This window comes from Sphingopyxis macrogoltabida (assembly GCF_001307295.1).
GTDB lineage: Bacteria > Pseudomonadota > Alphaproteobacteria > Sphingomonadales > Sphingomonadaceae > Sphingopyxis > Sphingopyxis macrogoltabida_B.
Map to the genome: position 1 here is coordinate 1,788,558 of NZ_CP012700.1, position 26,834 is coordinate 1,815,391.

A 26,834-nucleotide genomic window follows, 5' to 3' on the forward strand; every position below is an offset into this window, starting at 1 on the left:
GATGGTGAGCCCTGCTGGGTTCGAACCAGCGACCTACTGATTAAAAGTCAGTTGCTCTACCGACTGAGCTAAGGGCCCCATCGCGGTGCGGGACAGGCCCGACGCGAAGTGAGCCGTCGCCCTAGTGCGCTGATGCGTTCGGGTCAACCGGCTTCGCCCGGTTCAATCGCGCCGCAAGCTGCCTGACGCTGCGCCCGGCAACCGGATGGCGCCATTCGGGGGCGATCGTCATCAGCGGGTTCAGGACAAAGCCGCGCCGGGTCATTTCCGGATGCGGGACCGTCAGCACGGTGTCGCTCCACGCGCCGCCCGACCAGAGCAATATGTCGAGATCGAGCGTTCGCGCGCTCCAGCGCTGTCCCGTCCGCCGTCCGAATCCGGCTTCGATCGCCTTCAGTCGCTCGAGCATTTCGGGCGGGTCGAGCGGCGATGCGACCAGGGCGACGGCATTGGCGTAGCGGCGGCGCGATGGTCCGAGCGGTGCGCTCGCGATGATCGGGCTGGCGTCGACCGGCTCGATATCGTCGCTCTCGAGCGCGGCCAGCGCCGCCATGAGGACGTGGCGCGGATCGCCGAAGCGGGCGTGGCGGCGATTCGAGCCGAGACCGATCGCGTAGAGTTGCAGGGGCGTTGCATCGCGCATGCGCCAGCGCCTATCGCAGCCCGGTGACGATTGATAGTCCCTTGCCGGGCACCGAGCCGCCGCGCGATTGCCCGCGCTGTCCGCGGCTGGTGGAACTGCGCCGCGAATGCCGGGCCGAGCATCCCGATTGGTGGAACGCGCCCGTTTATGCGTTCGGCGACCCCGGTGCATGGTTGGCGCTCGCAGGGCTGGCGCCCGGCAAGCACGGCGCCAATCGCACCGGGCGGCCGTTCACCGGGGACTATGCAGGCGACCTTCTGTTCGCCACGCTCGCCTTATTCGGCCTCAGCAGGGGGCGCTATGACAGCCGGATAGACGACGGCATGACGCTCGACGGCGCGATCATCGTCAACAGCGTCAAATGCCTGCCGCCGCAGAACAAGCCGACCCCGGCCGAAATCGCCAATTGCCGGCCCTTTTTCGAAACCCAGCTTGCAGCATTGCCGAATGTGCGGGTGATCGTCGCGCTGGGCCGGATTGCCCATGATGCCGCATTGCGGGCGGTCGGCGGGAGGCCTGCCGCATTTCCCTTTGCGCATGGCGCCGTGCATGCGCTGCCCGACGGGCGGCATCTGGTCGATAGCTATCATTGTTCGCGCTACAACACGAATACCGGCCGCCTTACGCCGGGCATGTTCGCCGATGTATTCCGGACCGCGCTGGCGCTGCGCGATCAGACGAGCGGGCCGAACTCCTCGACCAGCCCGCGATAAAGCACGCGCTTGAACGGCACGATCAGTTTTTCGATCTCATTCAGTTCGGCCCATTTCCAGGCACGGAATTCCTGATGTTTCGTGTGAATATCGACGTCGCTGTCCGCGCCCATGAAGCGCATGAGGAACCAGTGCTGGCGCTGGCCGCGATATTTTCCGCCCCACATCTTGCCGATCAGATGGTCGGGCAGGTCGTAAAAATATTCCTCGCGGCTGCGCGCGATGATCTCGACCAGCCCGCCGTGCACGCCGGTTTCCTCGCCGAGTTCGCGGATCGCCGCTTCTTCGGGACTCTCGCCGTCGTCGATCCCGCCCTGCGGCATCTGCCAGGCCTCGCTGGTCGTATCGAGGCGTTGCCCGACAAAGATGCGCCCGTCGCGGTTCGCGAGCATGACTCCGGCGCAGGGACGATAGGGCAGGGCGTTGTGGTCGATCATGCCGCTCCGGTAGCCTCGGCGACGATCGCCTTCAAGACCGTCAATGCGCCGCGAATGTCGTCCTTGGCGCTCGGGATGCCCTGCGCAAGGCAGATATAGCCGTGGATCGTACCTTTCGCCTCGCGGTAGGTGGTCGGCACGCCCGCTTCGATCAGCTTGGCGGCATAGGCGCGGCCCTGATCGCGCAGCGGGTCGAGGCTGGCGGTGATCAGCAGCGTCGGCGGCAGGCCGTCGGCGGGAAAGTCGATCGGCGCGGCGCGGCGGTCGGCGGGATCGGCGGCATAATGATTGCCGAACCAGGTCATGCTGCCCTCGGTCAGCAAGTGGCCCTCGCCGAAATCGCGATAGCTTTGCCAGTCGTTGTGCGTCGTAACCGCGGGATAGATGGGATGGATCGCGATCACCGGCTTCGCTGCCGGTTCGTCGCGCAGCGCCAATGCCGTTACGATGGTTAGGTTGCCGCCTGCGCTGTCGCCCGACAGGACTAGACCGGTGCAGGCAATATTGTCGGCGACCCAGCGCGTTGCGGCCTCGCAATCGATCGGGGCAGCGGGGAAGGGGTGTTCGGGGGCGAGGCGATAATCGACCGCGATGACCGGCATGTCGAGGATGCGCGCGGCTTCGGCGCAATAGGGATCGTGCGTTTCGAGGTCGCCGATCACCCAGCCGCCGCCATGATAGAAAACCATCACCGGACCGGCTTCGCGATCGGGGCGATTGTCGTAGAGGCGGATGGGAATGTCGCCGTCCGGGCCCGGGATCATGCGGTCCTCGACCTTGGCGATCTCGCCGCGCGGTACGTCGGCGAGCTGGCCCATCGCCCGCATCATCTCGCGCGCGCCCGCGGGAGGCATTTCCTCCATCTTCGGCCCTTCTTGCGCATTCAGGAAGGCCAGAAATGCCGCGACGTCGGGGCGGGTGTAATGGGTCGTGCTGTCGGTCATTCTCTATCCTCTCCCGGGTTCTGCAACGCTGCTCTGGTTTCGCTCAGCTATTCGGCATCGCCTTCCCATAATCAATGGCAAATCGAAACCGACTCCCGCCTCCCGCTTTGCGGCGCACAATTTTTTCTGAATTGCGGCTTGCCGCGGACAGGCCTAGGCCAGCTATAGCTTTGCAGCATTTTTTTGAGGCGGAACAAGAATGGCGACAGCGGTAGAGGACCGGGCCGACAAAAGGCAGTCCCCCCTTTCGGATGCAGTGGTGGTGCGGTTTGCCGGCGACTCCGGCGACGGGATGCAGCTGACCGGCGGCCAGTTTACGCTGTCGTCCGCGCTCGCAGGCAACGACTTTGCGACCTTCCCGGACTTCCCGGCAGAGATTCGCGCGCCGCAGGGCACGCTGTTTGGCGTGTCGGCGTTCCAGATCAATTTCGGCTCGTCGGCGATCGACACCGCAGGCGACGCGCCCGACGTCCTTGTCGCGATGAACCCCGCGGCGCTCAAGACCAATGTTCCCGCGCTCAAGCAGGGCGGCCTGATCATCGCCGACGAAGGCGAGTTCAACGACCGCAATCTCGCCAAGGCCAAATATGACGCGAACCCGCTCGAGGATGGCAGCCTCGCGAAATGGCAACTGCTGAAGCTCAACATCAGCCAGCTCACGATGGATGCGGTCAAGCCCTTCGGGCTCGGCAACAAGGAAGCGCTGCGCTGCAAGAACATGTGGACGCTGGGGCTCGCGCTCTGGATGTTCGACCGCGACCGCCAGCCGCTGATCGATTGGCTGAACGGCAAGTTCGCGAAAGATCCCAACGTTGCGGCGGCCAACGTCGCGGCGCTGAATGCCGGCCATGCCTATGGCGAAACCGCGGAGCTCGCAGGCCCGCTCAAGCAGCATCATGTCGATCCGGCACCCGTCGCGCCGGGGCTCTATCGCACGCTGACGGGCGCGGAAGGGATCGCGCTCGGTCTCGTCGCGGGCGCCCAGCTTGCCAAACTGCCGATGTTCTTTGGCGGCTATCCGATCACTCCGGCGTCGGCGATCCTGCATCATCTGTCGCGGCTCAAGGAATATGACGTCACGACCTTCCAGGCCGAAGACGAAATCGCAGCCATCTGTTCGGCGATCGGCGCCAGCTACGGCGGCTCGCTTGGCGTGACCTCGTCGTCGGGCCCGGGAATCGCGCTGAAGGGCGAGGCGATGGGCCTCGCGATCATGACCGAATTGCCGCTGGTCATCGTCAATTCACAGCGTGGCGGTCCGTCGACCGGCCTGCCTACGAAAACCGAGCAGTCGGACCTTTATCAGGCGGTCTATGGCCGCAACGGCGACGCGCCGATGCCGGTGATCGCCGCGCGCTCGCCCGGCGATGCGTTCGAATGCGCGATCGAGGCGTGCCGCATCGCGGTGCAATATATGACCCCGGTGATGCTGCTGACCGACGGCTATATCGCCAACGCCGCCGAACCGTGGGCGGTGCCCGACCTGACGGCGTATGAGGATTTCCCGGTCGAGTTCCTGACCGACGTCCCCGAAGGGGGCTTCAAACCCTATGGCCGCGACGAGAAGCTCAAGCGGCCGTGGGTCAAGCCCGGCACGCCCGGCCTGCTCCACCGCATCGGCGGGATCGAGAAGGAAGTGGGCACCGGCCACATCAACTATGCGCCGGGTAACCATCAGGCGATGACCGATATCCGCAAGGCGAAGATCGACGGCATCAAGGTTCCCGATCAGGTCGTCGAACTGGGTGCCGAAGGCGGCAAGCTGGCGGTGGTCGGCTGGGGCTCGACCTTCGGCCCGATCCATCAGGCTGTGCGTCGCAAGCGCGCCGAGGGCAAGGACGTCAGCCACATCCATCTCCGCCACATCTGGCCGCTGCCCGCCAATCTCGGCGAGCTGCTCAAAAGCTATGAAAAGGTGATCGTGCCCGAAATGAACACTGGCCAGCTCAAGACGGTGCTGCGCGACCAGTATCTGGTCGACGCCAGGCCGGTGAACAAGGTGTCGGGCCAGCCATTCACCATCGCCGAAGTCGAAGCCGCGATCGAGGGAGCCCTCTAATGAACGAGATGACCACCATCGCGCGCCCGACAACGCTCAAGGATTGGGAAACCGATCAGGAAGTCCGCTGGTGCCCCGGCTGCGGCGACTATGCGATCCTGAAGGCCGTGCAGCGCACGATGCCCGAAATCGGCACGGCGCCCGAAAATACCGTGTTCATCAGCGGCATCGGCTGCTCGTCGCGCTTTCCCTATTATATGGAAACCTATGGCTTCCATACGATCCACGGCCGCGCGCCGGCCTTCGCGACGGGGTTGAAGCTCGCCAATCCGGACCTCGACATCTGGATCGTCACCGGCGACGGCGACGGGCTGTCGATCGGCGGCAACCACACGATGCACCTGATCCGGCGCAATCTCGATTGCCAGATCATGCTGTTCAACAACGAGATTTACGGGCTGACCAAGGGGCAATATTCGCCGACCAGCCGGGTCGGCACGACGAGCCCGTCGACGCCTTACGGTTCGGTCGACCGCCCGGCTCAGCCCGCCGCCTTTGCGCTTGGGGCCGGCGCGCGCTTCGTCGCTCGCGGCTTCGACGTATCGAAGGAACTGCCGAACGTCCTGAAGGCCGCGCATGCGCACAAGGGCGCGGCGTTTATCGAGATTTTCCAGAACTGTATCGTCTATAATAAAGACGTGTTCGAGGATTTCGCGGCGCCGAAGGGCGCCGAGGACCGCCAGCTCTGGCTCAAGGATGGCGAACCGATGCTCTATGCCAAGGGCACCAAGGGCATCGCGCTCGACAGCGAAGCGCTGCACCTCAAGACCGTCGATGTCGTCGACGGCGACTGGAAGGCCGCGGGCGTGATCGTCCACGACGTCACCAACCGCAGCGTCGCGCACATGCTCGTCGAAATGCGGTTCGGCGAGTTTCCGATGGCATTGGGCGTCCTCTACGACGACCCGCGCCCGACCTTCGAGGCCGATGTCGTCCGCCAGAACAAGGCGGCGGCCGAGGGCAAGAAGGCCGACCTGCAAAGCCTGCTCAAGAAAGGGCAGACGTGGACGGTGGCCGAGGGCGGCCCGGCACTCTGAGCCTTGCTGCCGGTCGCCGGGTCGGCTCTATAGGCCGTCATGGATAATCTGACCCACAGCCTCGTCGGCGCCGTCCTGGCGCAGGCCGGTCTCAAGAAGAAGACTGGCCTTGCGATGCCGACGCTGATCATCGCGGCGAACCTGCCCGATATCGACGCCGCCTGCGCCGTATATGGCATCGAATCGCTCGCGATGCGGCGCGGCGTCACGCACGGGCCGATCGCATTGCTCCTGCTGCCTCTCCTGCTGTGGGGGCTGATGATCGCGTTCGACCGCTGGCAGGAAAGGCGCGGCAAGCGGCCGGCAACGCGGCTGCCCGTTCACAAGGGCTGGCTGCTCGCGCTCGCCTATATCGGCTGCTTCAGCCATCCGGCGCTCGACTGGCTCAACAATTACGGCATCCGCCTGCTCGAGCCGTTCAGTCATCGCTGGTTTTATGGCGATACGCTGTTCATTATCGACCTGTGGATATGGGCGGCGCTGGGCGTGTCGGTCTGGCTTTCGTTGCGCCGCGAACGGCGCGGCGCGGCGAACTGGCAGCGGCCGGCGGGGATCGGTCTTGCCGCCGTTGCCATCTATATCTTTGCCAACGGCCTGATCACGGGGGCTGCCGAAAACATGGCGGCCGATGCGTTGCGCGCGAGCGGGAAGGGCGATGCGCTCGTCGTCGCGAGTCCGCCGCCGCTGACCTTCTGGAAACGTGACATCTTCTGGCGCACCGCCGATCGTTATGGCAGCGCAAGCTTCATTCCCGGCGTCGGCGGCCATGTCGACATCAGCGGTACGCCGACGGGGTTGAGCGATCCGCGCCTCGCTACCTGGGTGAAGGCCGATCCCGCGGCACGTGCCTTCCTGTTCTGGGCGCGCATGCCGGTTGCCGAGGCCGACGGCGACGCAATCCTGCTTCGCGACCAGCGCTATATGCAGCCGCTGGCGCGCGACCGGTTTACCGTTCGCGTCACGGCGCCGGACACCGCGAGCCGTCCCTGACCCGGTCAACCGGACATTCCTGGCCTGTGACGTCATGGCGGCGCGCAACAGCGGATTGTCACGCCGGAAAGTTTGCGGCAGGATGGCGTTATGAACACGCATGTCAGTCCCAGACGCGGCAAGGAGTTGCTGCGGGCGGATCGGGCTTATCGCTCGGGCGGATTGACGGCGCGGCTGATCGCCGGGGCGCCGGCGGGACTGTTTCACCGCATGCTCGACCGCATCGACAGCGGCCTCGATTATGGAACCATCGAAGGCCATTTGCCCGACGGGAGCGTCCGGCTGCTCGGCGGGCGGGGGAAAGGGCCCGCTGCGGTGGTCCATCTCCATCACTGGGCGTCGCTTGTCCGCCTCGCGCTGTCGGGTTCGGTCGGCTGGTACCGCGCGTGGGAACGCGGCGAATGGTCTTCACCCGACCCGGTGCCGCTGTTCGACCTGTTCATGCGCAACGGCGAAGCCCTCGGCGACGTCGGTCGCGCGCACGGGCCGTGGCGCTGGCTCAACAAGATTGTCCATGCCCTCCGTCGCAACGACCGTCGCGGGGCGCGGCGGAACATTCATGCCCATTATGATTTGGGCAATGATTTCTATCGTTTGTGGCTCGACACGGGGATGAACTATTCCAGCGCGTTATTTCTGAAACCCGATCAGACGCTGGAAGAGGCGCAGATCGCAAAAGTCGATGCAATCCTCGACCAGCTCGACCTGCGGTCGGGAAGCCGGCTGCTCGAGATCGGCTGCGGTTGGGGGGCACTCGGCGAACGCGCGGTCGAGCGGCACGACGTGCTCTACACCGGTATCACCCTGTCGCCATCGCAGGCCGAAATCGCCGACGCACGGCTGCATGCGATCGACCTCTCGCAACGCTCGCGGGTCGAGATTTGCGATTATCGCGACGCAAGGGGGCCGTATGACGCCATTGCCAGTGTCGAGATGGTCGAGGCGGTGGGCGAGGCCTATTGGCCGGCCTACCTCGATGCGATCGCACGGCTGCTGCGTCCCGGCGGCAAGGCGGCCATTCAGTATATCCTGATCAACGATGCGCTGTTCGAGCGATATACGGCGAGCAGCGACTTCATTCAGGCCTATATCTTCCCGGGCGGCTGCCTGATTTCGGAAAGCCGTTTTCGTGCGCTGGCCGAAGCCCGCGGGCTGGCCTGGGGCGACGTACGGCGCTTTGGCAGCGATTATGCCGAGACGCTTTGCCAGTGGCGCAAACGCTTCGACGCGGCGGTCGAGGCAGGGCAGCTCCCTGCCGGCTTCGACGGCCGTTTCGTGCGGCTCTGGCGCTATTATCTGCAATATTGCGAGGGCGGCTTCCGCGGCGGCGGAATCGACGTCGCGCAAGTCACGCTCGAAAAGAAGGCCTGAAAACAGGGGAGGAATCGACATGCGAAGATTTTTGGCGGCGGTGCTGGTGTGCACTGCGGCGGCGGGGTGCAGCGCGCCCGCAACCTCCGACACGACCGACCAACTGCCAAAGGATCTGAATGTGCTGTTCTGGACCCAGGATCAACGCGACGCTGCTTTCCGCACGATGGAAACGGTGCCGAAGGTTGTCGTGAACACCGTCAAGGCCGGCGGCCCCGTCTATCCGCTGCCGGAAGGCAAGCCGCTCGATCTTGGGGCCGACGTCGATGCCTATATGGCAAAACAGCGCAATGCCGGGCTGATCATCGTGCAGGACGGGAAAATCCGGCTCGAGAAATATGCGCTCGGCTATGGCGCCGGGGGGCGCTGGACGAGTTTTTCGGTCGCGAAAAGCTTTACCTCGACCCTTGTCGGTGCGGCGGTCAAGGACGGTTATATCAAGAGCCTCGACGACAAGGTGACGACCTATATCCCGGCGCTCAAGGGTTCGGCCTATGACGATGTCTCGGTGCAGCAGCTGCTGACGATGACGTCGGGCGTGAAGTGGAACGAGGATTACACCGATCCAAAATCCGATGTCGCGCTGTTCAACCTGCAAAAGCCGGTCGCGGGAGAGGACATAACTGTCAGCTATATGAAGACCTTGCCGCGCGAAGCGCCCGCCGGGTCGAAATGGGTATACAAGACCGGCGAGACCAATTTGATCGGCGTGCTGGTATCGAGCGCGACGGGCAAGACGCTGTCGGCCTATCTGTCCGAGAAGATCTGGAAACCGTTCGGCATGGAGCAGGACGCGGTGTGGATGCTCGGCGCGACGGGACACGAAATCAGCGGCTGTTGCATGTCGGCGAGCCTCAAGGATTATGCCCGCTTCGGCCAGTTCATCCTGAACGGGGGTGTCGCGGGCGGCAAGCAGGTGCTGCCCGACGGCTGGCTCGCTTCGGCAACGACCAAACAGGCTTCGATCGACCTGCCCGGCCGCGGCTATGGCTATCAATGGTGGACCAACGACGACGGCAGCTTCGCCGCGCAGGGCATCTTCGGGCAGGGGATTTTCATCGACCCGAAACGCAAGCTGGTGATCGCATCGAACGGCAACTGGCCCACCGCGACCGACCCCGAGGGTGTCGGAGCCGCGCGCGAGGCTTTCTATAAGTCGGTGCAGGCGGCGATCGACAAGGAATCTGCCAAATAGGCCGCGTTCCGGTCGCTCTCTGTCCTAGTCGGCGGCGGCACCGGCCACTCGCTGCGCGAGCCACACGGCCGCCAGCGGGACGAGAGCACCGAGCGCCATGATCCACCAGGCATCGTCGAGCGTCGCCGCGCGATAGAGCGCGGCACCGATCACGGCGCCGGCAACGACCCAGCCGGCACCGCTTCCCGCCGATGCACGCATCGCGATCCAGCCGCCGGCGAAGGTGCCGACGAACCAGCCGACGAGCAGCGCGATCGTCGAACCGACGGGGATCAGCACCTCGCCGGTGTCGGGATCATAGGCGTCTGGGGAAATTTCGCTCCCGGCATATTGCGCCAGCCAGATCAGGCCGAACGCGACCACGATGCCAATTACGGCCGCGATTATGGAGCGAAAAACATTTTTGGTCATTGCGATCCCCCAAAGCTTATTGATGCGGCCAATAGCGCGGGAAAGCAAATTTCGCGTTAAGCGTCCGCCATCACCTTCGGCAGCGCATGGAATGCGGTGCTGTCGAAGCCTTGGGCCATCAGATTCGCGACAAATTCGCCGACCGCATCCGGGTCCTTGATGCTTTGCGGATCTTCGCCGGGATAGGCGCGAGCGCGCATCTGGGTGCGCGTGCCGCCGGGGTCGAGGATCGCGGTGCGTATGGTCGAGATATTGCGCATTTCGGCGCCATAACTCGTGACCAAAGTTTCCAGCGCGGCCTTCGATGCAGCATAGGCGCCCCAATAGGCGCGCGGTTCGCGCGCGACGCTGCTGGACAAGGCCAGCAGGCGGCCATTGGCAGAGCGGCGCAGCAGCGGGTCGAAATTGGCAATCAGCGCCTGCTGCGCAATGAGATTCAGCGTCAGCAGCCTGTTGAATTCCTTGCCGTCGATGGCGGCCACCGGGGTCAGCGTGCCGAGCATGGCGGCGTTGAGGATCAGCATGTCGAGTTGCTGCCAGCGCTCGGCCATCGCGGCCGCAAGGCGCGCGATACTGTCACCGTCGGTCAGGTCGAGCGGCGCGATCGTCGCGCTGCCGCCGGCGCTATGGATGCGGTCTTCCAGCTCTTCGAGCCCGCCGACCGTGCGGGCGGTGATCACGACATGCGCGCCGCGTGCGGCCAGCGATTCCGCGATGGCTTCGCCGATGCCTCGGCTCGCGCCGGTGACAAGCGCGACCTGCCCCGCCAGTTCTTCAGTCTTCATGGCCATTGTTTCAGACAACCCGTTCGGCAAGTAGCGAAAATTGATCTTCCAGCGCATGCTCGTCGAAATCGGTCAACGTCGTTGGATAGTCGCCGGTGAAGCAGGCGTCGCAATATTGCGGGCTGTCGTCGCTGCGCTTCGCTTCGCCCAGCGCGCGATAGAGGCCGTCGATCGTCAGGAACGACAGGCTGTCGGCATTGATGAAGTTCGCCATCTGGCCGACGGTCATCTGCGCGGCGAGCAGCTTTGCCCGTTCGGGGGTATCGACGCCGTAGAAGCAGCTATGCTGCGTCGGCGGGCTCGCGATGCGCATATGCACCTCGGCAGCGCCGGCATCGCGCATCATCTGGACGATCTTCAGGCTGGTTGTGCCGCGGACGATCGAATCGTCGATGAGGACGATGCGCTTGCCCGCGATCAACGCGCGGTTGGCGTTGTGCTTCAGCTTGACGCCCAGGTGCCGGACCTTGTCGCCCGGCTGGATGAAGGTGCGCCCGACATAGTGCGAGCGGATAATGCCGAGCTCGAAAGGGATGCCCGATTCCTGTGCGTAGCCGAGCGCCGCGGGCGTACCCGAGTCGGGCACCGGAATGACCAGGTCGGCGTCGACCGGATCTTCTCGCGCCAGTTCGGCGCCGATTGCCTTGCGCACCGAATAGACGCTCGTGCCGTCGACAATCGAATCGGGGCGCGAGAAATAGACATATTCGAAGATGCACGGGCGCGCCGCGCGTTCGGCGAACGGGCGATGCGAGGTCAGTTCGCCGTCGCGGATGATCACGAGTTCGCCCGGTTCGACCGAGCGGACAAATTCGGCGCCGACGACGTCGAGCGCGACCGTTTCAGACGCGAGAATATGCGCGTCGCCGAGCTTGCCGATGACGAGCGGGCGGATGCCGAGGGGGTCGCGGCAGCCGATCATGCCCTCGGCGGTCAGGCAGATCAGCGAATAGGCGCCCTCGACCTGTTTCAGCGCATCGATGAAGCGATCGAGCAGCGTGCGATAATTCGAGGTCGCGACGAGGTGGATGATCACCTCGGTATCGCTGGTCGACTGAAAGATCGAACCGCGGCGGACGAGGATGCGCTTCAGCGCGGTCGCGTTGGAAATATTGCCGTTGTGCGAGACGGCGAAGCCGCCCGTCGACAGGTCAGCGAACAGCGGCTGGACGTTGCGCAGCGAGGTTTCGCCTGTCGTCGCATAGCGGACATGGCCGATCGACGAGGCCCCTGCGAGCTGGCGCATGATGTCGTCGCGGTCGAAATTGCCCGCGACATGGCCCATCGCGCGATGGGTGTGGAATTCCTTGCCGTCGAAGGCGGTAATACCCGCGGCTTCCTGTCCGCGGTGCTGCAGGGCATGGAGCCCCAGCGCGACAACCGCGGCGGCGCTCTCGGCGCCATATATGCCAAAGACGCCGCACTCCTCGCGGAGTTTGTCGTCATCGAAAGGATGGGTCGTCAGCATGTCGATCCAGGTGCAGGGGGCCGTGACTGGGGCGCATATAGGGACGCTTGGCGCAAATGTCGCCCCCCATATTCACCGCTCTGTCACATGGCGTTTCAACGATGGGGTGACATGGCCTTCTCTCCTGCTCTAAAGCGCGCAATATGGACAGCCAGCGCGACGCCACCGACCAGTTTCTGCCCCGTTTCGACGCCTCCGGCCTGGTGACGGCAATCGTCACCGACGCGGCAACCGGCACGCTGTTGATGGTCGCGCACATGAATGCCGAGGCGATCGAGCGCACGCAGGCGACGGGGCAGGCTCATTTCTGGTCGCGCTCGCGCGGACAATTGTGGCGCAAGGGCGAGACGTCGGGCAACGGGCTGACGCTGGTCGAGATGCGCGTCGATTGCGATCAGGACGCGCTGTTGTTGAGCGTCGACCCTGCCGGCCCCGCGTGCCACACCGGGCGCCGTTCGTGCTTCTATCGCCGCGTCGAGGCCGATGGACACCTGACTTTCCTCGACGACGATGCGCACGGCTGACGCGCTGATCCTCGTTGCGGGGTTGCTCGTCGCGGGATGCGGACGCCCGCCGCCGGACGAGGGCAAACAGCGGGTCGACGTCGACAATCCGCTCGAAATCGCGGCGCGCGAACGCGGCATCGTTCGTCCGGAATCGCAGGCGCCCACCGGGGTGTTCGAGCGCACGCACGATCTTGGCCGCGACGCGATGTGCGTCGTTCCCGACGGGTCGGGGCGTTGGCGGTTCGTCGTCACCGCGTCCTTCGGACCGGGCCTAGCCTGTACCGCATCGGGACAGATGGTTCGCGAGCATGATAGCTGGCGCATGCGCTTCCCTGCCGCCGATGGTTGCGAAGCGCTGGTTCACGAGGAAGAGGACGAACTCCGGCTGCCGGGAAACCTGCCGTCGCAATGCGACAGCCTGTGCCCCGAGCGCGCCTCGCTTTCGGGCCTCCGCCTGCCGCGCGCGAGCTGGTCGGAAGCGGATGCGAAACGCTTGCAGATCCGCGACAGGCAGGGCAATATGATCCGGCCCTGCGGTGGCTGAGCCGCGCTGTTTTCCCGAAATCTGCCAGCCTTGACGTTCACGTCAACGGAAACTAGTCTCGCCGGCATGACCGACGAATACGGCCACGCCCATATCGATACGCCCGATCACCTCGGGCGCGAACAATTCAGCATCACCGATCTGTCGTCCGAATTCGGCGTAACGGCCCGGGCGCTCCGCTTCTATGAGGACGAGGGGCTGATCAGCCCGTCGCGCAAGGGGCTGTCGCGCATCTATTCGAAGCGCGACCGGGCCCGGCTCGCGTGGATCTTGCGCGCCAAGCGGACCGGTTTCAGCCTCGCCGACATTCGCGAGATGATCGACCTCTACGACGTCGGCGACGGGCGCAAGCTGCAGCGTCAGGTGACGATCGAGAAATGCCAGGAACGCATCGCGTTGCTGCGTCGCCAGCGCGAGGATATTGACAGCGCTGTAGATGAGCTGTCACGTTTCATCGAAACGGTGCAAAAGGTCGATGCCCGCGAAACGGCGGGCTGAACCAGACCGATCCCTCCCCGGGTGAGCTGACACCAACAAAGCTGTTTTGCAGAAAGATTTCGCATGCCCGCTTATCGCGCTCCCGTCCAAGATACGCTTTTCCTCATCAACGATGTGCTCGGGATCGAGCGCCATGCCAACCTGCCGGGTTTCGCCAATGCGACGCCCGACATGGTCGAGGCGGTGCTGACCGAAGCAGGGAAATTCTGCGAGGAAGTGCTGTTTCCGATCAACCAGTCGGGCGACCTCGAAGGCTGCACGCGCCACGACGACGGGTCGGTGACCACGCCGAAGGGCTTCAAGGAAGCGTACAAGGCCTATTGCGACGCCGGTTGGGGCCTGCTGACCGCACCTGAGGAGTTCGGCGGGCAGGGGCTGCCGCACGTCATCGGTTTCCCGGTCGAGGAATATCGCAACGCCGCGAACCAGGCCTTTGCCATGTATCCCGGCCTCTCGCAGGGCGCGACCGCGGCGATCCTCGTCAAGGGATCGGAGGGGCAGAAGGCGACCTATGTCCCCAAGATGGTGTCGGGCGAATGGACCGGCACGATGAACCTGACCGAACCGCATTGCGGCACCGACCTCGGCCTTATCCGCACGCGCGCCGTGCCGAACGGCGACGGCAGTTATGCGGTGACCGGGACCAAGATCTTCATTTCGTCGGGCGAGCATGACCTCGCCGACAACATCATCCACCTCGTCCTTGCGAAGACACCCGACGCGCCCGACAGCGTCAAGGGTATCTCGCTGTTCATCGTCCCCAAATTCCTCGTCAACGAAGACGGCTCGCTCGGCGACCGCAACACGCTTTCGTGCGGGTCGATCGAGCACAAGATGGGTATCCACGCCAATTCGACCTGCGTCATGAATTACGACGGCGCAAAAGGCTGGATGGTGGGCGAGGAGAACAAGGGCCTCGCCGCGATGTTCATCATGATGAACGCCGCGCGCCTCGGCGTCGGTATCCAAGGGCTGGGACAGGCCGATGTCGCGCTGCAGAACGCCGTGCATTATGCGCAGGATCGCCGGCAGGGCCGGGCGCTCACCGGGCCGCAGGACCCGCAGGAAAAAGCCGATCCGCTGTTCGTCCACCCCGACGTGCGCCGCATGCTGATGGACGGCAAGGCGACCGTCGAGGGCTTGCGCGCGCTATGCCTGTGGGGCGCGCTGCAGGTCGACCTGTCGCATGTCGCGGCGAGCGAGGAAGAGCGCCAGCACGCCGACGATCTGGTCAGCCTGCTCACCCCGGTGATCAAGGGCTATGGCACCGACAAGGGCTATGAGGTCGCGACCAATGCGCAGCAGGTCTTCGGCGGCCACGGCTACATCGAGGAACAGGGCATGAGCCAATATGTCCGCGATGCCCGCATCACGATGATTTATGAAGGCGCGAACGGCGTGCAGGCGATGGACCTTGTCGGCCGCAAGCTTGCCCAGAACGGCGGCCGCGCGATCCAGGCCTTTTTCGCCATCGTCGACGGCGAATGCGCCGCCGCGAAGGAAAAGCCCGCGTTCGCCGATCTCGCGGTGCGGCTCGAAAAGGCGAATGGCGAGCTCAAGGCCGCGACGATGTGGTTCATGCAGAACGGCATGGCGAACCCCAACAATGTCGGTGCCGGCGCGCATCATTATATGCACATCCTCGGCATCGTCGCGCTCGGATCGATGTGGCTGATGATGGCCGAAGCGGCGCAGAAGGCGCTCGACGAAGGGCGCGGCAACAAGCCATTCCTCGAAGCCAAGCTGGTCACCGCGCGCTATTTCGGCGAACGCTTCCTGCCCGACGCGGGGTCGCTGCGCCGCAAGATCGAGGCAGGCAGCGAAGCGATGATGGCGTTGACCCCCGACCAGTTCCTGGCCGCCTGACGCCACAGTGACGCCCCGCTGCAACCAAAATCGCTGCGGCGCGTCTCAGCGGGCATGAGCGAGGGCGCGCTTTCCCCGATCGTTGTCGAAGGCCGCAACTGCTGGCGGATCGAACGCGCCGACAAGGCGCGGATGATCGTCGATGCCGCCGACTATTATGCGCTGCTCGAACGGCTGATGGCGGGGGCGAAGGAACGCATCCTGCTCATCGGCTGGGATTTCGATCCCCGCATCGCGCTGAAACCCGATGAACAGGGACAGGGCGAACCGCTTGGCGACTATCTGCTCCGTCTGGCGCATGAAAAGCCGGAGCGCGACATCGATATCTTGCGGTGGAATTTCGGCGGTTTGAAGCAATTTGCTATGCCGCGCATCCTGTCGATGGTGGCGCGCTGGAAACTGACGCGTTCGATCAGTTTCCGTCTCGACAGTGCGCATCCCGTCGGTTGCAGCCATCACCAGAAGGTGGCGGTGTTCGACGATCACCTCGCGGTCTGCGGCGGGATCGATGTCGGTTCGCGCCGCTGGGACACGCGCGAGCACAAGGATGGCGACCCGCACCGCACCGACCCGGGCGGCAAACCCTATATGCCTTGGCACGATTCGACGATGATCCTCGCGGGCGCGGTCGGCAACGCGCTCGCCGATCTCGGCAACGAGCGCTGGCAGCGGGCGACGAAAAAGCCGCTCCGCGATATCGCCGGCGACGGCGAGAATTGGCCCGACGACCTCGAGACCGATTTCCACGGCGTCGAGGTCGCCATTTCGCGCACCCGTGCCGAATATGAGGATTGCGAGGAAATCCGCGAGATCGAGCAGCTTTATCTCGACATGATCGCCGCCGCGAAGCGCTTCATCTATTTCGAGAACCAGTATTTTACGTGCGGAAAAATCGCCGCCGCAATTGCCGAACGGCTGAACGAGGACGATCCGCCCGAATTCGTCATGGTGATGCCCGAGACCGCCGACGGCTGGCTCGAACAAATGGCGATGGACGCGGCGCGGGTGAAACTGGTCCGCGAAATTGCGAAGGCGAAACATGGCGAACGGCTGAAGGTCTATTTCCCGCGAACGGAAGGCGGCGAGGCGATCTATGTTCACGCCAAGACCGCGATCGTCGACGACCGGATGATCCGCGTCGGATCGGCGAATATGAACAACCGCTCGATGGGACTCGACAGCGAATGCGACGTGACGATCGACGCGGCGCTGTCGGCGAACACCGGGGTCGAGCCGACGATCCGGCGGTTGCGCGAATCCCTGATCGCCGAACATCTGGGGGTCGATCCCGTCGATGTCGGGCGACGTTTCGAAGGAACGGGGTCGCTTATCGAGACGATCGAGGGGCTGCGCGGCGAGGGGCGGTCGCTCGAACTGCTCGACCTGACCAAGCCCGGTCCGCTGGACGATTATATCGCCGAGAACGAACTGCTAGACCCCGACAGCCCCGATGCGATGTTCGAGAGCCTCACCGAACGCGGGCTCCGAAAGAGCTGGCATCGCGGTCGCGACTGGATGAAGCGGCATCGGCCTTTCGGGCGCTCTGCCTGATCCCGCCGCCGATCAATCCGCCAGCGACAGGATATGCTGCGCCTGCTTGAGGTGCGGCGCATCGACCATCTTGCCGTCGACCTGCAATACCCCGACGCCGGGATTGGCTGCAAAGGCATCGACGATCCCCTGCGCGCGCGATACTTCGTCGTTCGACGGGGTGAAGGCGGCATTGATCGGCCCCACCTGTGACGGGTGGATCGCCATCATCCCGGTAAAGCCGTCGCGCCGCGCGCGCGCGGCATAGGCGGCAAGTCCTGCCTCGTCCTTGATCGCGGGAAATACCGTGTCGATCGCCGCAACGCCCGCGCCGTGCGCCGCGAACAGGGTCAGCGAGCGGGCGACCTCATAGGGCGCGGTATAGCTGCCGTCGTCGTGGCGGCTCGTCGTCGCGCCGATTGCGGCGGGCAGGTCCTCGGCGCCCCAGGTCAATCCGAGCAGCCGTTCCTTGACTTCACGATAGCTGCCGAGCGTAAAGATCGCCGCCGGGGTTTCGGTGGCGATCGGCAGGATCGCGGGCAGCGAGGCATCGCGTGCCGACTCGCTGCGCAGGATCGTGTCGAGTTGCTGGATGGCCGGCGCGCCCTCGGCCTTGGGCAGCACGATCGCGTCGGGGCGCGCGCCGACGATCGCGGCGACATCGGCGGCGGTCATATGGCCGTCGAGCGGATTGACGCGGACGAGCGTGATGACTTCGCGTTCGCCCGCCAGATAATCGGCGATCGCGGCGCGCGCCGCGTCCTTGTTCGCAGGCGATACCGAATCCTCGAGGTCGAGGATGATCGCGTCGGCGCCCGACGCCGCCGCCTTGGCAAAGCGTTCGGGACGGTCGCCGGGGACGAACAGGAGCGAGCGCAGGCGCATCAATTTTCCTTCTTTTTCAGCAGCGCGGAGCGTTCGCACTGACACACGGTTTCGCCGCGCTGGTTGATCGCGCGGTGCAGGAAGGTGACGATACCCGCATTCGGCCGCGATTTGGACTCGTTGAGACCGACGACCTCGCTCGTTGCATAAAGCGTGTCGCCGATGAACACGGGTTTGGGCATCACGAGCTTGTCGTAGCCGAGATTCGCGACGAGTGTTCCCAGCGTCGTGTCGCCGACCGACAGCCCGACCATCAGGCTGAAGGTGAAGGTGCCGTTGACGAGAATCTGCCCGAATTCCGACGCCTTCGCCGCCTCGATGTCGAGGTGCAGCGGCTGCGGATTGTGGGTCATCGTCGTGAACAGCAGATTGTCTGTCTCGGTCACCGTGCGCCGGATATCATGCTCCAGCGTATCGCCCACCTGCCATTCGTCGAAAAACCTGCCTGCCATATTCTCAATCCCTCAAATGAAGTTTCATGCCGACATGGCTCTGGACAAAACCGAGCCGGGCGTAAAAGCGGTGCGCTGCGGTGCGGCTCGCCGACGATGTGAGCTGAACCAACTTGCAATCGCGCGCGCGGCATTGGTCTACCGCCCACAGGATCATCTGCTCGCCAAGCCTTTGTCCGCGCAGATCGGCGGCGATGCGCACCGCCTCGATCAGGCCGCGCCAGCTGCCGCAAAAGGAAAGCCCGGGGAGGAAGCTCAATTGCATCGTCCCGACAACGCGGCCGCCCAATTCCGCGGCTATCAGCCGCTGGTTGGGGTCGGCATCGATCGCCTCGAACGCCGCGCGATAGCGCGGGTCGTCCGGCGCCGCCTCGCGCTGCGGCGGGATGGTGTCCTCCGCAAGCATCGCAAGGATGGCGGGCAGATCCTCCGCGGTCGCGTCGCGCAGGATCAACGCGCTCACTCGGCCGCCTCGATCCGGACGAGCAAGGCCTCGACCTGCACCTGCGCGCCCGCTTCGGCATTGAGTTCGGCAACGACGCCGTCGAAGGGCGCGGTCAGGCTATGCTCCATCTTCATCGCTTCGAGGGTCAGCAGCTTCTGGCCCTTCGCGACGGTGTCGCCCGCCGCGACCTCGACCGCGATGACCTTGCCCGGCATCGGTGATAGGATGTCGCCGTCGCCCGCCGCGCCGCCCGCCGCGCCATCGGTGCGGTCGGGGGCGACGATCATCGTCGTGCCTTCGTGCACCATCAGCAGCGCCGCACCGCCATCGAAGGGTTCGAAATGGCTGGCGAAATAACCGTCGGCGCGGGCGTCCGCCTCATATTCGACACGCTGGCCGTTGACCCGTAGTGCGCGGCGGGTGTCCGGTGCGCGGTTGAGGCGAAAGCCTGCCAGCGCGTGCGGTACGGCGGGCTCGTCTTCGAGCTGCGCCGCGGCCGCCGTCAATTCGGTCGCCGGAGGCAGGGGATTGGCCATCAGCGCCTCCCCGCGGCGTTCGATCAGCCCGGTGTCGACGTCGCCGCGCTCGAAATCCGTATCGCCGAGCAGGCGGTGCAGGAAGCCGGCGTTGGTCTTGACCGGCCACACGCCCAGCTTCGACAGCTCGTAACGCAGGTCGTCGATCGCCTCCTCGCGCTGCCCGGCGTGGACGATCACCTTGGCGATCATCGGGTCATAGAAGGGCGAAACCTCGCTGCCTTCCTCGATCCCCGTGTCGACGCGCGACGACATCGGCAGCAGCAGCACGTCGAGCTTGCCGGTGCTCGGAAGGAAGCCCGTTGCGGGGTCCTCGGCATAGAGGCGCGCCTCCATCGCCCAACCGTTGATGGTCAGATCCTCCTGCCGCAGCGGCAGCGGCTCGCCGCTGGCAACGCGGAGCTGCCATTCGACCAGGTCGACGCCGGTGATCGCCTCGGTCACCGGATGTTCGACCTGCAGGCGCGTGTTCATCTCCATGAACCAGATGCGGTCGGCGCGCAGGCCCTCGCTGCCGTCGGCGATGAACTCGATCGTCCCGGCGCCGACATAATCGACTGCTTGGCCCGCGCGGACCGCGGCGGCGCACAGCGCCTCGCGCGTTTCCTCGTCCATGCCGGGGGCGGGGGCTTCCTCGATCACCTTCTGGTGGCGCCGTTGCAACGAGCAGTCGCGTTCGAACAGGTGGACGATGTTGCCGTGCGTATCGCCGAAGATCTGCACCTCGATATGGCGCGGGCTCAGGATATATTTCTCGATCAGCACATGGTCGTTGCCGAATGAGGCCGCCGCCTCGCGCTGGCACGAGGCGAGCGCATCGGCGAAGTCGGCCGCCGCGTCGACCTTGCGCATCCCCTTGCCGCCGCCGCCGGCGACCGCCTTGATGAGCACGGGATAGCCGATGCTGGCAGCTTGTTCCGCCAGGAAGGCCGGATCCTGATTCTCGCCCATATAGCCCGGCGTCACCGGCACCCCGGCATCGGCCATCAGCTTTTTCGCGGCGTCCTTGAGGCCCATCGCGGTGATCGACGATGGCTTGGGCCCGACCCAGACGAGCCCGGCGTCTAGCACCGCCTGCGCAAACTCGGCATTTTCGGAGAGGAAGCCGTAACCCGGATGGATCGCTTCGGCCCCGGTCGCCTTCGCCGCGGCGATGATCTTTTCGCCGATCAAATAGCTTTCGCGTGCTGGCGAAGGCCCGATGTGCACGGCCTCATCCGCCATGCGGACATGCAGCGCATTGGCATCGGCGTCCGAATAGACGGCAACGGTACGGACGCCCATCGCCCGCGCGGTGCGGATGATACGGCAGGCGATTTCGCCGCGATTGGCGATGAGGAGGGATTTGATCATTGAATTTCTTTCAATGCGCTGTGGCTCTATCGCCGGGGGAAATCTCGTCGGACGCCATCACCAAGCTAGTGAAGGCTACGTAAGCATCGGAAAAATTTTCGCTTTCAGCCTCAGGCCCAGCTAGCCAAGCCTCCAAGGCCTCTTCGAATTGATGTACCACCCATTTAAGGTTCCATCGCGCTGGCTCGGTTGCCCCTGCTATCACGCCAGCTCTGAATACATCATCACTTACGCCCCAAATCGAAGCATAGTGGGCAATCTGTTGCAACGCCGGAGGGGTGCCGCATATAACCGCATCAAACGAAGCCATTCTTTCCAGAGAGGGCTGAACGTGTTTCGTCAGCTCTTCTAATGGCCAAAGTGTCTCGATTGGGGGAATGCCAAACGGTCCCATTATCACATCCTGAACACGCCGAACCCGCGGTCTTCGACCGGGGCGTTCAGCGTTGCGGCGAAGGCGAGGCCGAGCACGTCGCGCGTCTGCGCCGGGTCGATGATGCCATCGTCCCACAGGCGCGCGGTGGCGTGATAGGGATTGCCTTCGTCTTCATATTTCTGGCGGATCGGCGCCTTGAAGGCTTCGGCCTCTTCGGGCGTCCATTTGTCGGCGTCGCGGTGCACCGTCGCGAGCACGCTTGCCGCCTGTTCGCCGCCCATCACGCTGATCCGCGCATTCGGCCAACTAAAGAGGAAGCGCGGGCTATAGGCGCGGCCGCACATGCCGTAATTGCCGGCGCCGAAGCTGCCGCCGATCAGCACGGTGATCTTGGGCACCGTCGCGGTTGCTACCGCGGTCACCAGCTTCGCGCCATGCTTGGCGATCCCCTCGGCCTCATATTTGCCGCCGACCATGAAGCCGCTGATATTCTGGAGGAAGAGCAGGGGAATGCGCCGCTGCTGCGCCAGTTCGATGAAATGCGCGCCCTTGACCGCGCTCTCGCTGAACAGCACGCCGTTATTGGCGAGGATCGCGACCGGGATGCCCCAGATATGCGCGAAACCGCACACGAGGCTCGACCCGTAATTCGCCTTAAACTCGTGAAATTCGCTGCCGTCGACGATGCGCGCAATCACCTCGTGGACGTCGTAGGGCGCACGCACGTCGCTCGGCACGATGCCGTAGAGTTCTTCCGCGTCGTATTTCGGCGGCCGTGGTTCCTTGATCGCGACCTCGAACCCGCTTTCCTCGCCGAGGTGGCTGACGATGTCGCGGACGATGGTCAGCGCATGTTCGTCATTCTCGGCAAGATGGTCGACGACCCCTGACTTCTTGGCGTGCAGGTCGCCGCCGCCCAAATCCTCGGCGCTGATTTCCTCGCCCGTCGCCGCCTTCACCAGCGGCGGCCCGGCGAGGAAGATCGTGCCCTGATTGCGGACGATCACCGTCTCGTCGCTCATGGCGGGAACATAGGCGCCGCCGGCGGTGCAGCTTCCCATCACGCAGGCGATCTGCGGGATGCGCTTCGCCGACATGTTCGCCTGATTGAAAAAGATACGCCCGAAATGGTCGCGGTCGGGGAAAACCTGATCCTGATGCGGCAGGTTGGCGCCGCCCGAGTCGACCAGATAGATGCACGGCAGGCGGTTCGCCTCGGCGATCTCCTGCGCGCGGAGGTGCTTCTTGACCGTCATCGGGTAATAGGTGCCGCCCTTCACCGTCGCATCGTTGCAGACGATCATGCACTGGCGGCCCGACACGCGGCCGATGCCCGCGATCATGCCGGCGCCCGGAACCTCGCCCTCATACATGTCGCCCGCCGCGAGCTGGCCGATTTCGAGGAAGGGCGATCCTTGGTCGAGCACCCGCTCGACGCGCTGGCGGGGGAGCAGCTTGCCGCGGCTCGTGTGCCGCTCGCGCGCCTTTTCATTGCCGCCGAGCGCCGCTGCGCCGACGCGCGCCCCCAACTCGTCGCGCAGCGCGCGGTTGTGCGCGTCGTTGGCGCGATAGGTCTCGCTGTCACGATCGACCATGGTTCCGAGTACTGGTGCGCTCACGTCGAAAATTCTCCTGTCACTGCCCGCCGGACTAATCCGCCACTCGTCGATTGCAAAGGACCGCAGGCCGAAATTGGTTGGTATCGAAACCGGGTTGCCGCAGACCTAGACCCTTCGCCTGTCCCCATGAAAGCAAGGTTTTCGTTATGAAAAAGACCGTCTTGGCCATCCTCCTGTCCACCGCCGCGATCGTCGCGGGCCCCGTCGCCTGTTCGAAGGGCGACAAGCAGGAAGCGAGCTATACCATCGGCACCGGGATCGGCATCAACAAGGCCGCGATGGACACCGCCACCAAACCCGGCGACGATTTCTACGCCTATGCGAACGGCAACTGGCAGACGACAACCGAAATCCCCGCCGACCGTTCGTCGATCGGAGCGTTCCTCGTCGCGCAGCTCGAAACCGAAAAGCGGGCCCGCGAACTCATCGATGCGATCGTCAAGGGCAACGCCGGCGCCGACACCGACGAAGGGCGCATCGCCGCCTTCTACAAGGCCTACACCGATACGAAAGCGATCGACGCTGCGGGGATGAAGCCCGTCGCTGCGGACCTCGCGCGCTTCGATGCGATCGCCGACAAGGCTACCCTGTCGAAGATACTCGGCGAACAGGTTCGCGCCGACGTCGATCCGCTCAACGCGACCAATTTCTTCACCGAAAACCTGTTCGGCATTTTCGTGACGCAGGGGCTCGCGACGCCCGGCGACACCATTCCCTATATGCTGCAGGGCGGTCTCGGCCTGCCCGAACGCGAATATTATCTGTCGTCCGATCCCAAGATGGCGGGCATCCGCACCGCCTATCAGGCCTATATCGCCAAGCTGCTGACCGCAGCGGGTCAGGTCGATGCGGAGGCAAAGGCCAAGCGCATCTACGACCTCGAAGTCAAGATCGCCAAGGCGCATGTCACGCGCGAACAGAGCGAGGATTTCACCAAATCCGCCGGCGTGTGGACCAAGGACGATTTTGCGAAGAAGGCGCCGGGCATCGACTGGCCGGCCTTCTTCGCCGCCGCGAAGCTCGACGGCGCGGGCAAGTTCGGCGCCTATCACGCCGCGGCGATCACCAACCTGTCGGCGCTGGTGGCGTCGCAGCCGCTCGATGCGTGGAAGGACTGGCTGGCGTTCCATCAGATCAACAGCCACGCCGACGTGCTGCCGAGCGCGATCGACAATGCGCATTTCGCCTTTTACGGCACGACGCTGTCGGGCACGCCGCAACAGCGCAGCCGCGACAAGCGCGCGCTCGCGGCGCTCGACACCTATCTGGGCGATGCGGTCGGCAAAGCCTATGCCGACAAATATTTCCCGGCCTCCGCCAAGGCCGAAGTCGGCGACATGGTGACGAACATCAAGTCCGCCTTTGCCAAGCGCGTCGAGACGATCGACTGGATGGCACCCGAAACCAAGAAGGAGGCGATCAAGAAGGTCGAAACGATCGCGGTCGGGGTGGGCTATCCCGAAAGCTGGCGCGATTACGGCAGCTACACGGTCAGCGCTGCCGACGCCTATGCGAACGAGGTCGCGGGGCAGAAAGCCGAATATGCACACCAGCTCGCGAAGGTCGGCAAGCCGATGGACAAGGGTGAATGGTGGATGGTCCCGCAGACGGTCAACGCCGTGAACCTGCCGGTCCAGAACGCGCTGAACTTCCCCGCCGCGATCCTGCAACCGCCCTTCTTCAACGCCTCCGCCGACCCGGCGTATAATTATGGCGCGATCGGTGCGGTCATCGGCCACGAGATAAGCCACAGCTTCGACAACAATGGCGCGGCGTTCGATTCGACCGGGGCGCTGCGCAACTGGTGGACCGCGGCGGACCTTGCGAAGTTCAACGCCGCGGGCGCGGCGCTCGCGGCGCAGTATGACGGGTACAAACCGTTCCCCGACCTCGCGCTCAACGGCAAGCTGACGCTCGGCGAAAATATCGCCGACGTTGCCGGACTTCAGGCCGCCTACGACGCCTATCATGCCTCGCTGAAGGGCAAGGAGGCGCCGGTGATCGACGGCTTCACCGGCGACCAGCGTTTCTTCATTGCTTTTGCACAGACCTGGGCGACCAAGATGCGCGACGAGGCGCTGCGCCAGCGGGTGGCGACCGACGGTCATGCGCCCGGCATGTATCGCGCGCTGACGGTGCGGAACCTCGATGCGTGGTACAAGGCGTTCGACGTTCGCGAAGGCGACAAGCTCTACCTCGCGCCCGACAAGCGCGTCCGCGTCTGGGGGTAAGCTCATCCCGTCATTGCGAGCGGCGAAGCCGCGCTGCAATCCAGAGCGTGCGTAAACGGCTCTGGATTGCTTCGCTTTGCTCGCAATGACGTTAATCATCGGAAGCCTGCTTTCCAGCTGGTTTCTTGCGGATCAGGTGGCTGTAGACGCCGACGAGGTTGATGCCGAGCAGCGCGACATTCTGCCACCCTATGCCCTCACTGTCGGGCTGCAGGAAACCCCACGCGATCAGCGCAAGGCTGCTCGTCACGAAGATCACGAAGGCGCCGCCGGTCCAGCGCTCCCCCAAATTGAGCGAGACGAGGAGCGCCGCGAGCGTAGCAGCGGCAGCGCCATAATATTGGAGGGCGTCGAGCAGTGTCTGGTTCATGGATTAGCCAACGCCCCGATCAGCGCGAAGATGCCCGCCCCGCTGAGAGCCGGCCAAGCGATATGGCGGCCGCGTGTATAGGCGGCATTGACCAACCCCGTCGCCAGCCAGGCCGCACCGACCACGGTCAGCAGGCTCGGCGACGTGCCCGGCCAGGCCACGGCGGCCGCCGAAATCAGCATCAGGACGGACGTCGCATGCCAAGCAAAACGGATAATCCGCCGCGACAGCGGATCGGCAAGCGGCCCCGCTTCGCTGCGCAGCAACGGCACGATCAGCCGCCGGTATCCCAGCACCGAATGGACCCCGGCCGTCGTCACCATGAAGGCGGCCGACAGCCAGAGCCAGATCACGCGCCGGCGCCGATCAGTTCGCGGCCGATCAGCATGCGGCGGATCTCGTTGGTACCCGCGCCGATGTCGAGCAGCTTGGCGTCGCGCCAGTAGCGTTCGACCGGCCAGTCCTTGGTATAGCCCGCGCCGCCCAGCGCCTGGATCGCTTCGCCCGCGACCTTCACCGCGCTTTCGCTGGCGAGCAGGATGCAGCCCGCGGCATCGAAGCGCGTCGTCTGTCCGGCGTCGCAAGCCTTGGCGACGTTATAGACATAGGAGCGCGCCGACTGGAGTGCGACATACATGTCGGCGACCTTCGCCTGCATGAGCTGGAACGACCCTATCGGCTTGCCGAACTGCTTGCGCTCGCGAACATACGGAATGACCGTATCGAGGCAGGCCTGCATGATGCCGAGCTGGAGCCCGGCGAGCACGACGCGCTCATAGTCCAGCCCCGACATCAGCACGCCGACGCCGCCGTTCTCGGGCCCCATGACCTGTTCGGCGGGCACCTCGCAGTCGTCGAAAACCAGTTCAGCGGTCGGCGAACCGCGCATGCCGACCTTGTCGATCTTTTGCCCGATGCTGAAACCCGGCATGTCCTTTTCGATCAGGAAGGCGGTGATGCCGCGCGATCCCGCTTCGGGGCTCGTCTTGGCATAGACGACCAGCGTGTCGGCGCAGGTCGCGTTGGTGATCCAGAATTTGGTGCCGTTGAGGACGAAGCGGTCGCCCTTTTTCTCCGCCTTCAGCTTCATCGACACGACGTCGCTGCCCGCGCCGGCTTCCGACATCGCAAGGCTGCCGACATGCTCGCCCGAAATCAGCTTGGGGAGATATTTTGCCTTCTGTTCGGCATTGCCCCAGCGGCGGATCTGGTTGACGCACAGGTTCGAATGTGCGCCGTAGGAAAGGCCGATTGCGCCCGACGCCCGCGACACTTCCTCGACCGCGATGACATGTTCGAGATAGCCGAGGCCCAGGCCGCCCCATTCCTCTTCGACGGTGATGCCGTGCAGGCCGAGCCCGCCCATCTGCGTCCACAATTCGTCGCGCGGGAACCAGTCCTCACGGTCGGCCTTGTCGGCGAGCGGGGCGATCTGTTCGTCCGCAAAGCGGGCGGTCGTGTCGCGGATCATGTCGGCATTTTCACCGAGGGCGAAATCGAAATCGGGGGTAGCGCGCATGGATCAGCCTATCGAGAGGGCGGGATGAAGGCGCGATAGTGCCCGAAAAGC

General features: G+C 64.5%; 27 protein-coding genes and 1 tRNA gene. 12 read left to right on the plus strand and 16 right to left on the minus strand.

The window, feature by feature from the left end:
- Positions 1 to 2: 2 nt before the first annotated feature.
- Positions 3 to 78, minus strand: a tRNA-Lys gene (locus AN936_RS08405).
- 43 nt (positions 79 to 121) lie between these two features.
- Entirely contained in the window at positions 122 to 643 is a 522-nt protein-coding gene (gene folK / locus AN936_RS08410) for a 2-amino-4-hydroxy-6-hydroxymethyldihydropteridine diphosphokinase (protein ID WP_054587767.1), read from the minus strand.
- A 23-nt stretch (positions 644 to 666) separates the two neighbouring features.
- On the opposite strand from folK, the gene AN936_RS08415 reads away from it, so the two are divergent.
- On the plus strand, positions 667 to 1,356 hold the full coding sequence (locus tag AN936_RS08415; protein WP_054587768.1) for a uracil-DNA glycosylase: 690 nt from the start codon (positions 667 to 669) through the stop codon (positions 1,354 to 1,356).
- On the opposite strand, the gene AN936_RS08420 is transcribed toward AN936_RS08415, so the two are convergent.
- Positions 1,317 to 1,793, minus strand: coding sequence for an RNA pyrophosphohydrolase (locus AN936_RS08420; protein WP_054587769.1), 477 nt, complete (start codon positions 1,791 to 1,793; stop codon positions 1,317 to 1,319). The two genes, AN936_RS08415 and AN936_RS08420, sit on opposite strands and share 40 nt — an antisense overlap.
- Entirely contained in the window at positions 1,790 to 2,737 is a 948-nt protein-coding gene (locus AN936_RS08425) for an alpha/beta hydrolase (protein ID WP_054587770.1), read from the minus strand. The genes AN936_RS08420 and AN936_RS08425 overlap by 4 nt, the downstream gene beginning before the upstream one ends.
- 199 nt (positions 2,738 to 2,936) lie before the next feature.
- Here AN936_RS08425 and AN936_RS08430 point away from each other — a divergent pair, with 199 nt between their 5' ends.
- From AN936_RS08430 to AN936_RS08450, 5 genes are all read left to right on the plus strand, one after another.
- Positions 2,937 to 4,796, plus strand: coding sequence for a 2-oxoacid:acceptor oxidoreductase subunit alpha (locus AN936_RS08430; RefSeq protein ID WP_054587771.1), 1,860 nt, complete (start codon positions 2,937 to 2,939; stop codon positions 4,794 to 4,796).
- A complete protein-coding gene (locus AN936_RS08435; protein WP_054587772.1) occupies positions 4,796 to 5,833 on the plus strand; it encodes a 2-oxoacid:ferredoxin oxidoreductase subunit beta in 1,038 nt (345 codons plus the stop codon). The genes AN936_RS08430 and AN936_RS08435 overlap by 1 nt, the downstream gene beginning before the upstream one ends.
- 39 nt (positions 5,834 to 5,872) lie before the next feature.
- Positions 5,873 to 6,823 (plus strand): metal-dependent hydrolase, encoded by a 951-nt coding sequence (locus AN936_RS08440; RefSeq protein WP_054587773.1) that lies wholly within the window; start codon positions 5,873 to 5,875, stop codon positions 6,821 to 6,823.
- Between the two features lie 90 nt (positions 6,824 to 6,913).
- A complete protein-coding gene (locus AN936_RS08445) occupies positions 6,914 to 8,194 on the plus strand; it encodes an SAM-dependent methyltransferase (protein WP_054587774.1) in 1,281 nt (426 codons plus the stop codon).
- A gap of 19 nt (positions 8,195 to 8,213) precedes the next feature.
- Entirely contained in the window at positions 8,214 to 9,389 is a 1,176-nt protein-coding gene (locus AN936_RS08450) for a serine hydrolase domain-containing protein (protein ID WP_054587775.1), read from the plus strand.
- Between the two features lie 24 nt (positions 9,390 to 9,413).
- On the opposite strand, the gene AN936_RS08455 is transcribed toward AN936_RS08450, so the two are convergent.
- The 3 genes from AN936_RS08455 to purF are packed head-to-tail and all read right to left on the minus strand — an operon-like array spanning position 9,414 to position 12,053.
- Entirely contained in the window at positions 9,414 to 9,800 is a 387-nt protein-coding gene (locus AN936_RS08455; protein WP_054587776.1) for a hypothetical protein, read from the minus strand.
- A gap of 56 nt (positions 9,801 to 9,856) precedes the next feature.
- A complete protein-coding gene (locus AN936_RS08460) occupies positions 9,857 to 10,585 on the minus strand; it encodes an SDR family NAD(P)-dependent oxidoreductase (RefSeq protein ID WP_054590166.1) in 729 nt (242 codons plus the stop codon).
- A 10-nt stretch (positions 10,586 to 10,595) separates the two neighbouring features.
- Positions 10,596 to 12,053 carry an amidophosphoribosyltransferase gene (gene purF / locus AN936_RS08465; RefSeq protein ID WP_054587777.1) on the minus strand — a complete coding sequence of 486 codons (1,458 nt, stop codon included), beginning with the start codon at positions 12,051 to 12,053 and terminating at the stop codon, positions 10,596 to 10,598.
- 143 nt (positions 12,054 to 12,196) lie between these two features.
- Here purF and hisI point away from each other — a divergent pair, with 143 nt between their 5' ends.
- The 5 genes from hisI (at position 12,197) to AN936_RS08490 (ending at position 17,018) form a co-directional block, all read left to right on the plus strand.
- Positions 12,197 to 12,577 (plus strand): phosphoribosyl-AMP cyclohydrolase, encoded by a 381-nt coding sequence (gene hisI, locus AN936_RS08470; RefSeq protein WP_054587778.1) that lies wholly within the window; start codon positions 12,197 to 12,199, stop codon positions 12,575 to 12,577.
- Complete coding sequence (locus AN936_RS08475) at positions 12,564 to 13,103, plus strand: hypothetical protein (RefSeq protein WP_054587779.1); 540 nt, start codon at positions 12,564 to 12,566, stop codon at positions 13,101 to 13,103. Before hisI ends, AN936_RS08475 begins: the two co-directional genes overlap by 14 nt.
- A 66-nt stretch (positions 13,104 to 13,169) precedes the next feature.
- Positions 13,170 to 13,601, plus strand: coding sequence for a MerR family transcriptional regulator (locus AN936_RS08480; RefSeq protein WP_054587780.1), 432 nt, complete (start codon positions 13,170 to 13,172; stop codon positions 13,599 to 13,601).
- A gap of 63 nt (positions 13,602 to 13,664) precedes the next feature.
- Entirely contained in the window at positions 13,665 to 15,467 is a 1,803-nt protein-coding gene (locus tag AN936_RS08485) for an acyl-CoA dehydrogenase C-terminal domain-containing protein (protein WP_054587781.1), read from the plus strand.
- 54 nt (positions 15,468 to 15,521) lie between these two features.
- A complete protein-coding gene (locus AN936_RS08490; protein WP_054587782.1) occupies positions 15,522 to 17,018 on the plus strand; it encodes a phospholipase D-like domain-containing protein in 1,497 nt (498 codons plus the stop codon).
- A gap of 12 nt (positions 17,019 to 17,030) precedes the next feature.
- Here AN936_RS08490 and AN936_RS08495 read toward each other — a convergent pair whose 3' ends face one another.
- From AN936_RS08495 to AN936_RS08515, 6 genes are read right to left on the minus strand one after another with little or no spacing between them, the layout of a single operon-like run.
- Positions 17,031 to 17,882, minus strand: coding sequence for an HpcH/HpaI aldolase/citrate lyase family protein (locus AN936_RS08495; RefSeq protein WP_054587783.1), 852 nt, complete (start codon positions 17,880 to 17,882; stop codon positions 17,031 to 17,033).
- A complete protein-coding gene (locus AN936_RS08500; protein WP_054587784.1) occupies positions 17,882 to 18,334 on the minus strand; it encodes a MaoC family dehydratase in 453 nt (150 codons plus the stop codon). The genes AN936_RS08495 and AN936_RS08500 overlap by 1 nt, the downstream gene beginning before the upstream one ends.
- Positions 18,335 to 18,338: 4 nt before the next feature.
- Positions 18,339 to 18,797 carry a GNAT family N-acetyltransferase gene (locus tag AN936_RS08505; protein WP_054587785.1) on the minus strand — a complete coding sequence of 153 codons (459 nt, stop codon included), beginning with the start codon at positions 18,795 to 18,797 and terminating at the stop codon, positions 18,339 to 18,341.
- Positions 18,794 to 20,668, minus strand: coding sequence for an acetyl/propionyl/methylcrotonyl-CoA carboxylase subunit alpha (locus AN936_RS08510; protein WP_054587786.1), 1,875 nt, complete (start codon positions 20,666 to 20,668; stop codon positions 18,794 to 18,796). Before AN936_RS08510 ends, AN936_RS08505 begins: the two co-directional genes overlap by 4 nt.
- Positions 20,669 to 20,678: 10 nt before the next feature.
- Entirely contained in the window at positions 20,679 to 21,062 is a 384-nt protein-coding gene (locus AN936_RS24665) for a hypothetical protein (protein WP_149037631.1), read from the minus strand.
- 2 nt (positions 21,063 to 21,064) lie between these two features.
- The gene (locus AN936_RS08515; protein ID WP_054587787.1) at positions 21,065 to 22,663 is read right to left on the minus strand and encodes a carboxyl transferase domain-containing protein; all 1,599 of its coding nucleotides are present in this window, start codon (positions 22,661 to 22,663) and stop codon (positions 21,065 to 21,067) included.
- Positions 22,664 to 22,809: 146 nt separating this feature from the next.
- Between AN936_RS08515 and AN936_RS08520 the strand changes: the two genes are divergently transcribed.
- Positions 22,810 to 24,894 (plus strand): M13 family metallopeptidase, encoded by a 2,085-nt coding sequence (locus tag AN936_RS08520; protein WP_054587788.1) that lies wholly within the window; start codon positions 22,810 to 22,812, stop codon positions 24,892 to 24,894.
- Positions 24,895 to 24,985: 91 nt separating this feature from the next.
- Here the strand turns inward: AN936_RS08520 and AN936_RS08525 are convergent, their stop codons facing one another.
- Genes AN936_RS08525 through AN936_RS08535 form a run of 3 tightly spaced genes read right to left on the minus strand, consistent with a single transcriptional unit; the run spans position 24,986 to position 26,783 of the window.
- On the minus strand, positions 24,986 to 25,264 hold the full coding sequence (locus AN936_RS08525; protein ID WP_054587789.1) for a hypothetical protein: 279 nt from the start codon (positions 25,262 to 25,264) through the stop codon (positions 24,986 to 24,988).
- On the minus strand, positions 25,261 to 25,617 hold the full coding sequence (locus AN936_RS08530) for a hypothetical protein (protein ID WP_054587790.1): 357 nt from the start codon (positions 25,615 to 25,617) through the stop codon (positions 25,261 to 25,263). Before AN936_RS08530 ends, AN936_RS08525 begins: the two co-directional genes overlap by 4 nt.
- Positions 25,614 to 26,783 (minus strand): isovaleryl-CoA dehydrogenase, encoded by a 1,170-nt coding sequence (locus AN936_RS08535; protein ID WP_054587791.1) that lies wholly within the window; start codon positions 26,781 to 26,783, stop codon positions 25,614 to 25,616. Before AN936_RS08535 ends, AN936_RS08530 begins: the two co-directional genes overlap by 4 nt.
- Positions 26,784 to 26,834: the final 51 nt, after the last annotated feature.

What these genes read in the sequence shown, in the direction of transcription:
- AN936_RS08535 (WP_054587791.1), bottom strand. Translation starts at nt 26,783, where the DNA reads ATGCGCGCTACCCCCGATTTCGATTTCGCCCTCGGTGAAAATGCCGAC.
- AN936_RS08520 (WP_054587788.1), top strand. Translation starts at nt 22,810, where the DNA reads ATGAAAAAGACCGTCTTGGCCATCCTCCTGTCCACCGCCGCGATCGTC.
- AN936_RS08510 (WP_054587786.1), bottom strand. Translation starts at nt 20,668, where the DNA reads ATGATCAAATCCCTCCTCATCGCCAATCGCGGCGAAATCGCCTGCCGT.
- AN936_RS08450 (WP_054587775.1), top strand. Translation starts at nt 8,214, where the DNA reads ATGCGAAGATTTTTGGCGGCGGTGCTGGTGTGCACTGCGGCGGCGGGG.
- purF (WP_054587777.1), bottom strand. Translation starts at nt 12,053, where the DNA reads ATGCTGACGACCCATCCTTTCGATGACGACAAACTCCGCGAGGAGTGC.
- folK (WP_054587767.1), bottom strand. Translation starts at nt 643, where the DNA reads ATGCGCGATGCAACGCCCCTGCAACTCTACGCGATCGGTCTCGGCTCG.
- AN936_RS08420 (WP_054587769.1), bottom strand. Translation starts at nt 1,793, where the DNA reads ATGATCGACCACAACGCCCTGCCCTATCGTCCCTGCGCCGGAGTCATG.
- hisI (WP_054587778.1), top strand. Translation starts at nt 12,197, where the DNA reads ATGGACAGCCAGCGCGACGCCACCGACCAGTTTCTGCCCCGTTTCGAC.
- AN936_RS08490 (WP_054587782.1), top strand. Translation starts at nt 15,522, where the DNA reads ATGAGCGAGGGCGCGCTTTCCCCGATCGTTGTCGAAGGCCGCAACTGC.
- AN936_RS08460 (WP_054590166.1), bottom strand. Translation starts at nt 10,585, where the DNA reads ATGAAGACTGAAGAACTGGCGGGGCAGGTCGCGCTTGTCACCGGCGCG.
- AN936_RS08475 (WP_054587779.1), top strand. Translation starts at nt 12,564, where the DNA reads ATGCGCACGGCTGACGCGCTGATCCTCGTTGCGGGGTTGCTCGTCGCG.
- AN936_RS08445 (WP_054587774.1), top strand. Translation starts at nt 6,914, where the DNA reads ATGAACACGCATGTCAGTCCCAGACGCGGCAAGGAGTTGCTGCGGGCG.
- AN936_RS08435 (WP_054587772.1), top strand. Translation starts at nt 4,796, where the DNA reads ATGAACGAGATGACCACCATCGCGCGCCCGACAACGCTCAAGGATTGG.
- AN936_RS08525 (WP_054587789.1), bottom strand. Translation starts at nt 25,264, where the DNA reads ATGAACCAGACACTGCTCGACGCCCTCCAATATTATGGCGCTGCCGCT.
- AN936_RS08500 (WP_054587784.1), bottom strand. Translation starts at nt 18,334, where the DNA reads ATGGCAGGCAGGTTTTTCGACGAATGGCAGGTGGGCGATACGCTGGAG.
- AN936_RS08480 (WP_054587780.1), top strand. Translation starts at nt 13,170, where the DNA reads ATGACCGACGAATACGGCCACGCCCATATCGATACGCCCGATCACCTC.
- AN936_RS08495 (WP_054587783.1), bottom strand. Translation starts at nt 17,882, where the DNA reads ATGCGCCTGCGCTCGCTCCTGTTCGTCCCCGGCGACCGTCCCGAACGC.
- AN936_RS08425 (WP_054587770.1), bottom strand. Translation starts at nt 2,737, where the DNA reads ATGACCGACAGCACGACCCATTACACCCGCCCCGACGTCGCGGCATTT.
- AN936_RS08440 (WP_054587773.1), top strand. Translation starts at nt 5,873, where the DNA reads ATGGATAATCTGACCCACAGCCTCGTCGGCGCCGTCCTGGCGCAGGCC.
- AN936_RS08485 (WP_054587781.1), top strand. Translation starts at nt 13,665, where the DNA reads ATGCCCGCTTATCGCGCTCCCGTCCAAGATACGCTTTTCCTCATCAAC.
- AN936_RS08455 (WP_054587776.1), bottom strand. Translation starts at nt 9,800, where the DNA reads ATGACCAAAAATGTTTTTCGCTCCATAATCGCGGCCGTAATTGGCATC.
- AN936_RS08430 (WP_054587771.1), top strand. Translation starts at nt 2,937, where the DNA reads ATGGCGACAGCGGTAGAGGACCGGGCCGACAAAAGGCAGTCCCCCCTT.
- AN936_RS24665 (WP_149037631.1), bottom strand. Translation starts at nt 21,062, where the DNA reads ATGGGACCGTTTGGCATTCCCCCAATCGAGACACTTTGGCCATTAGAA.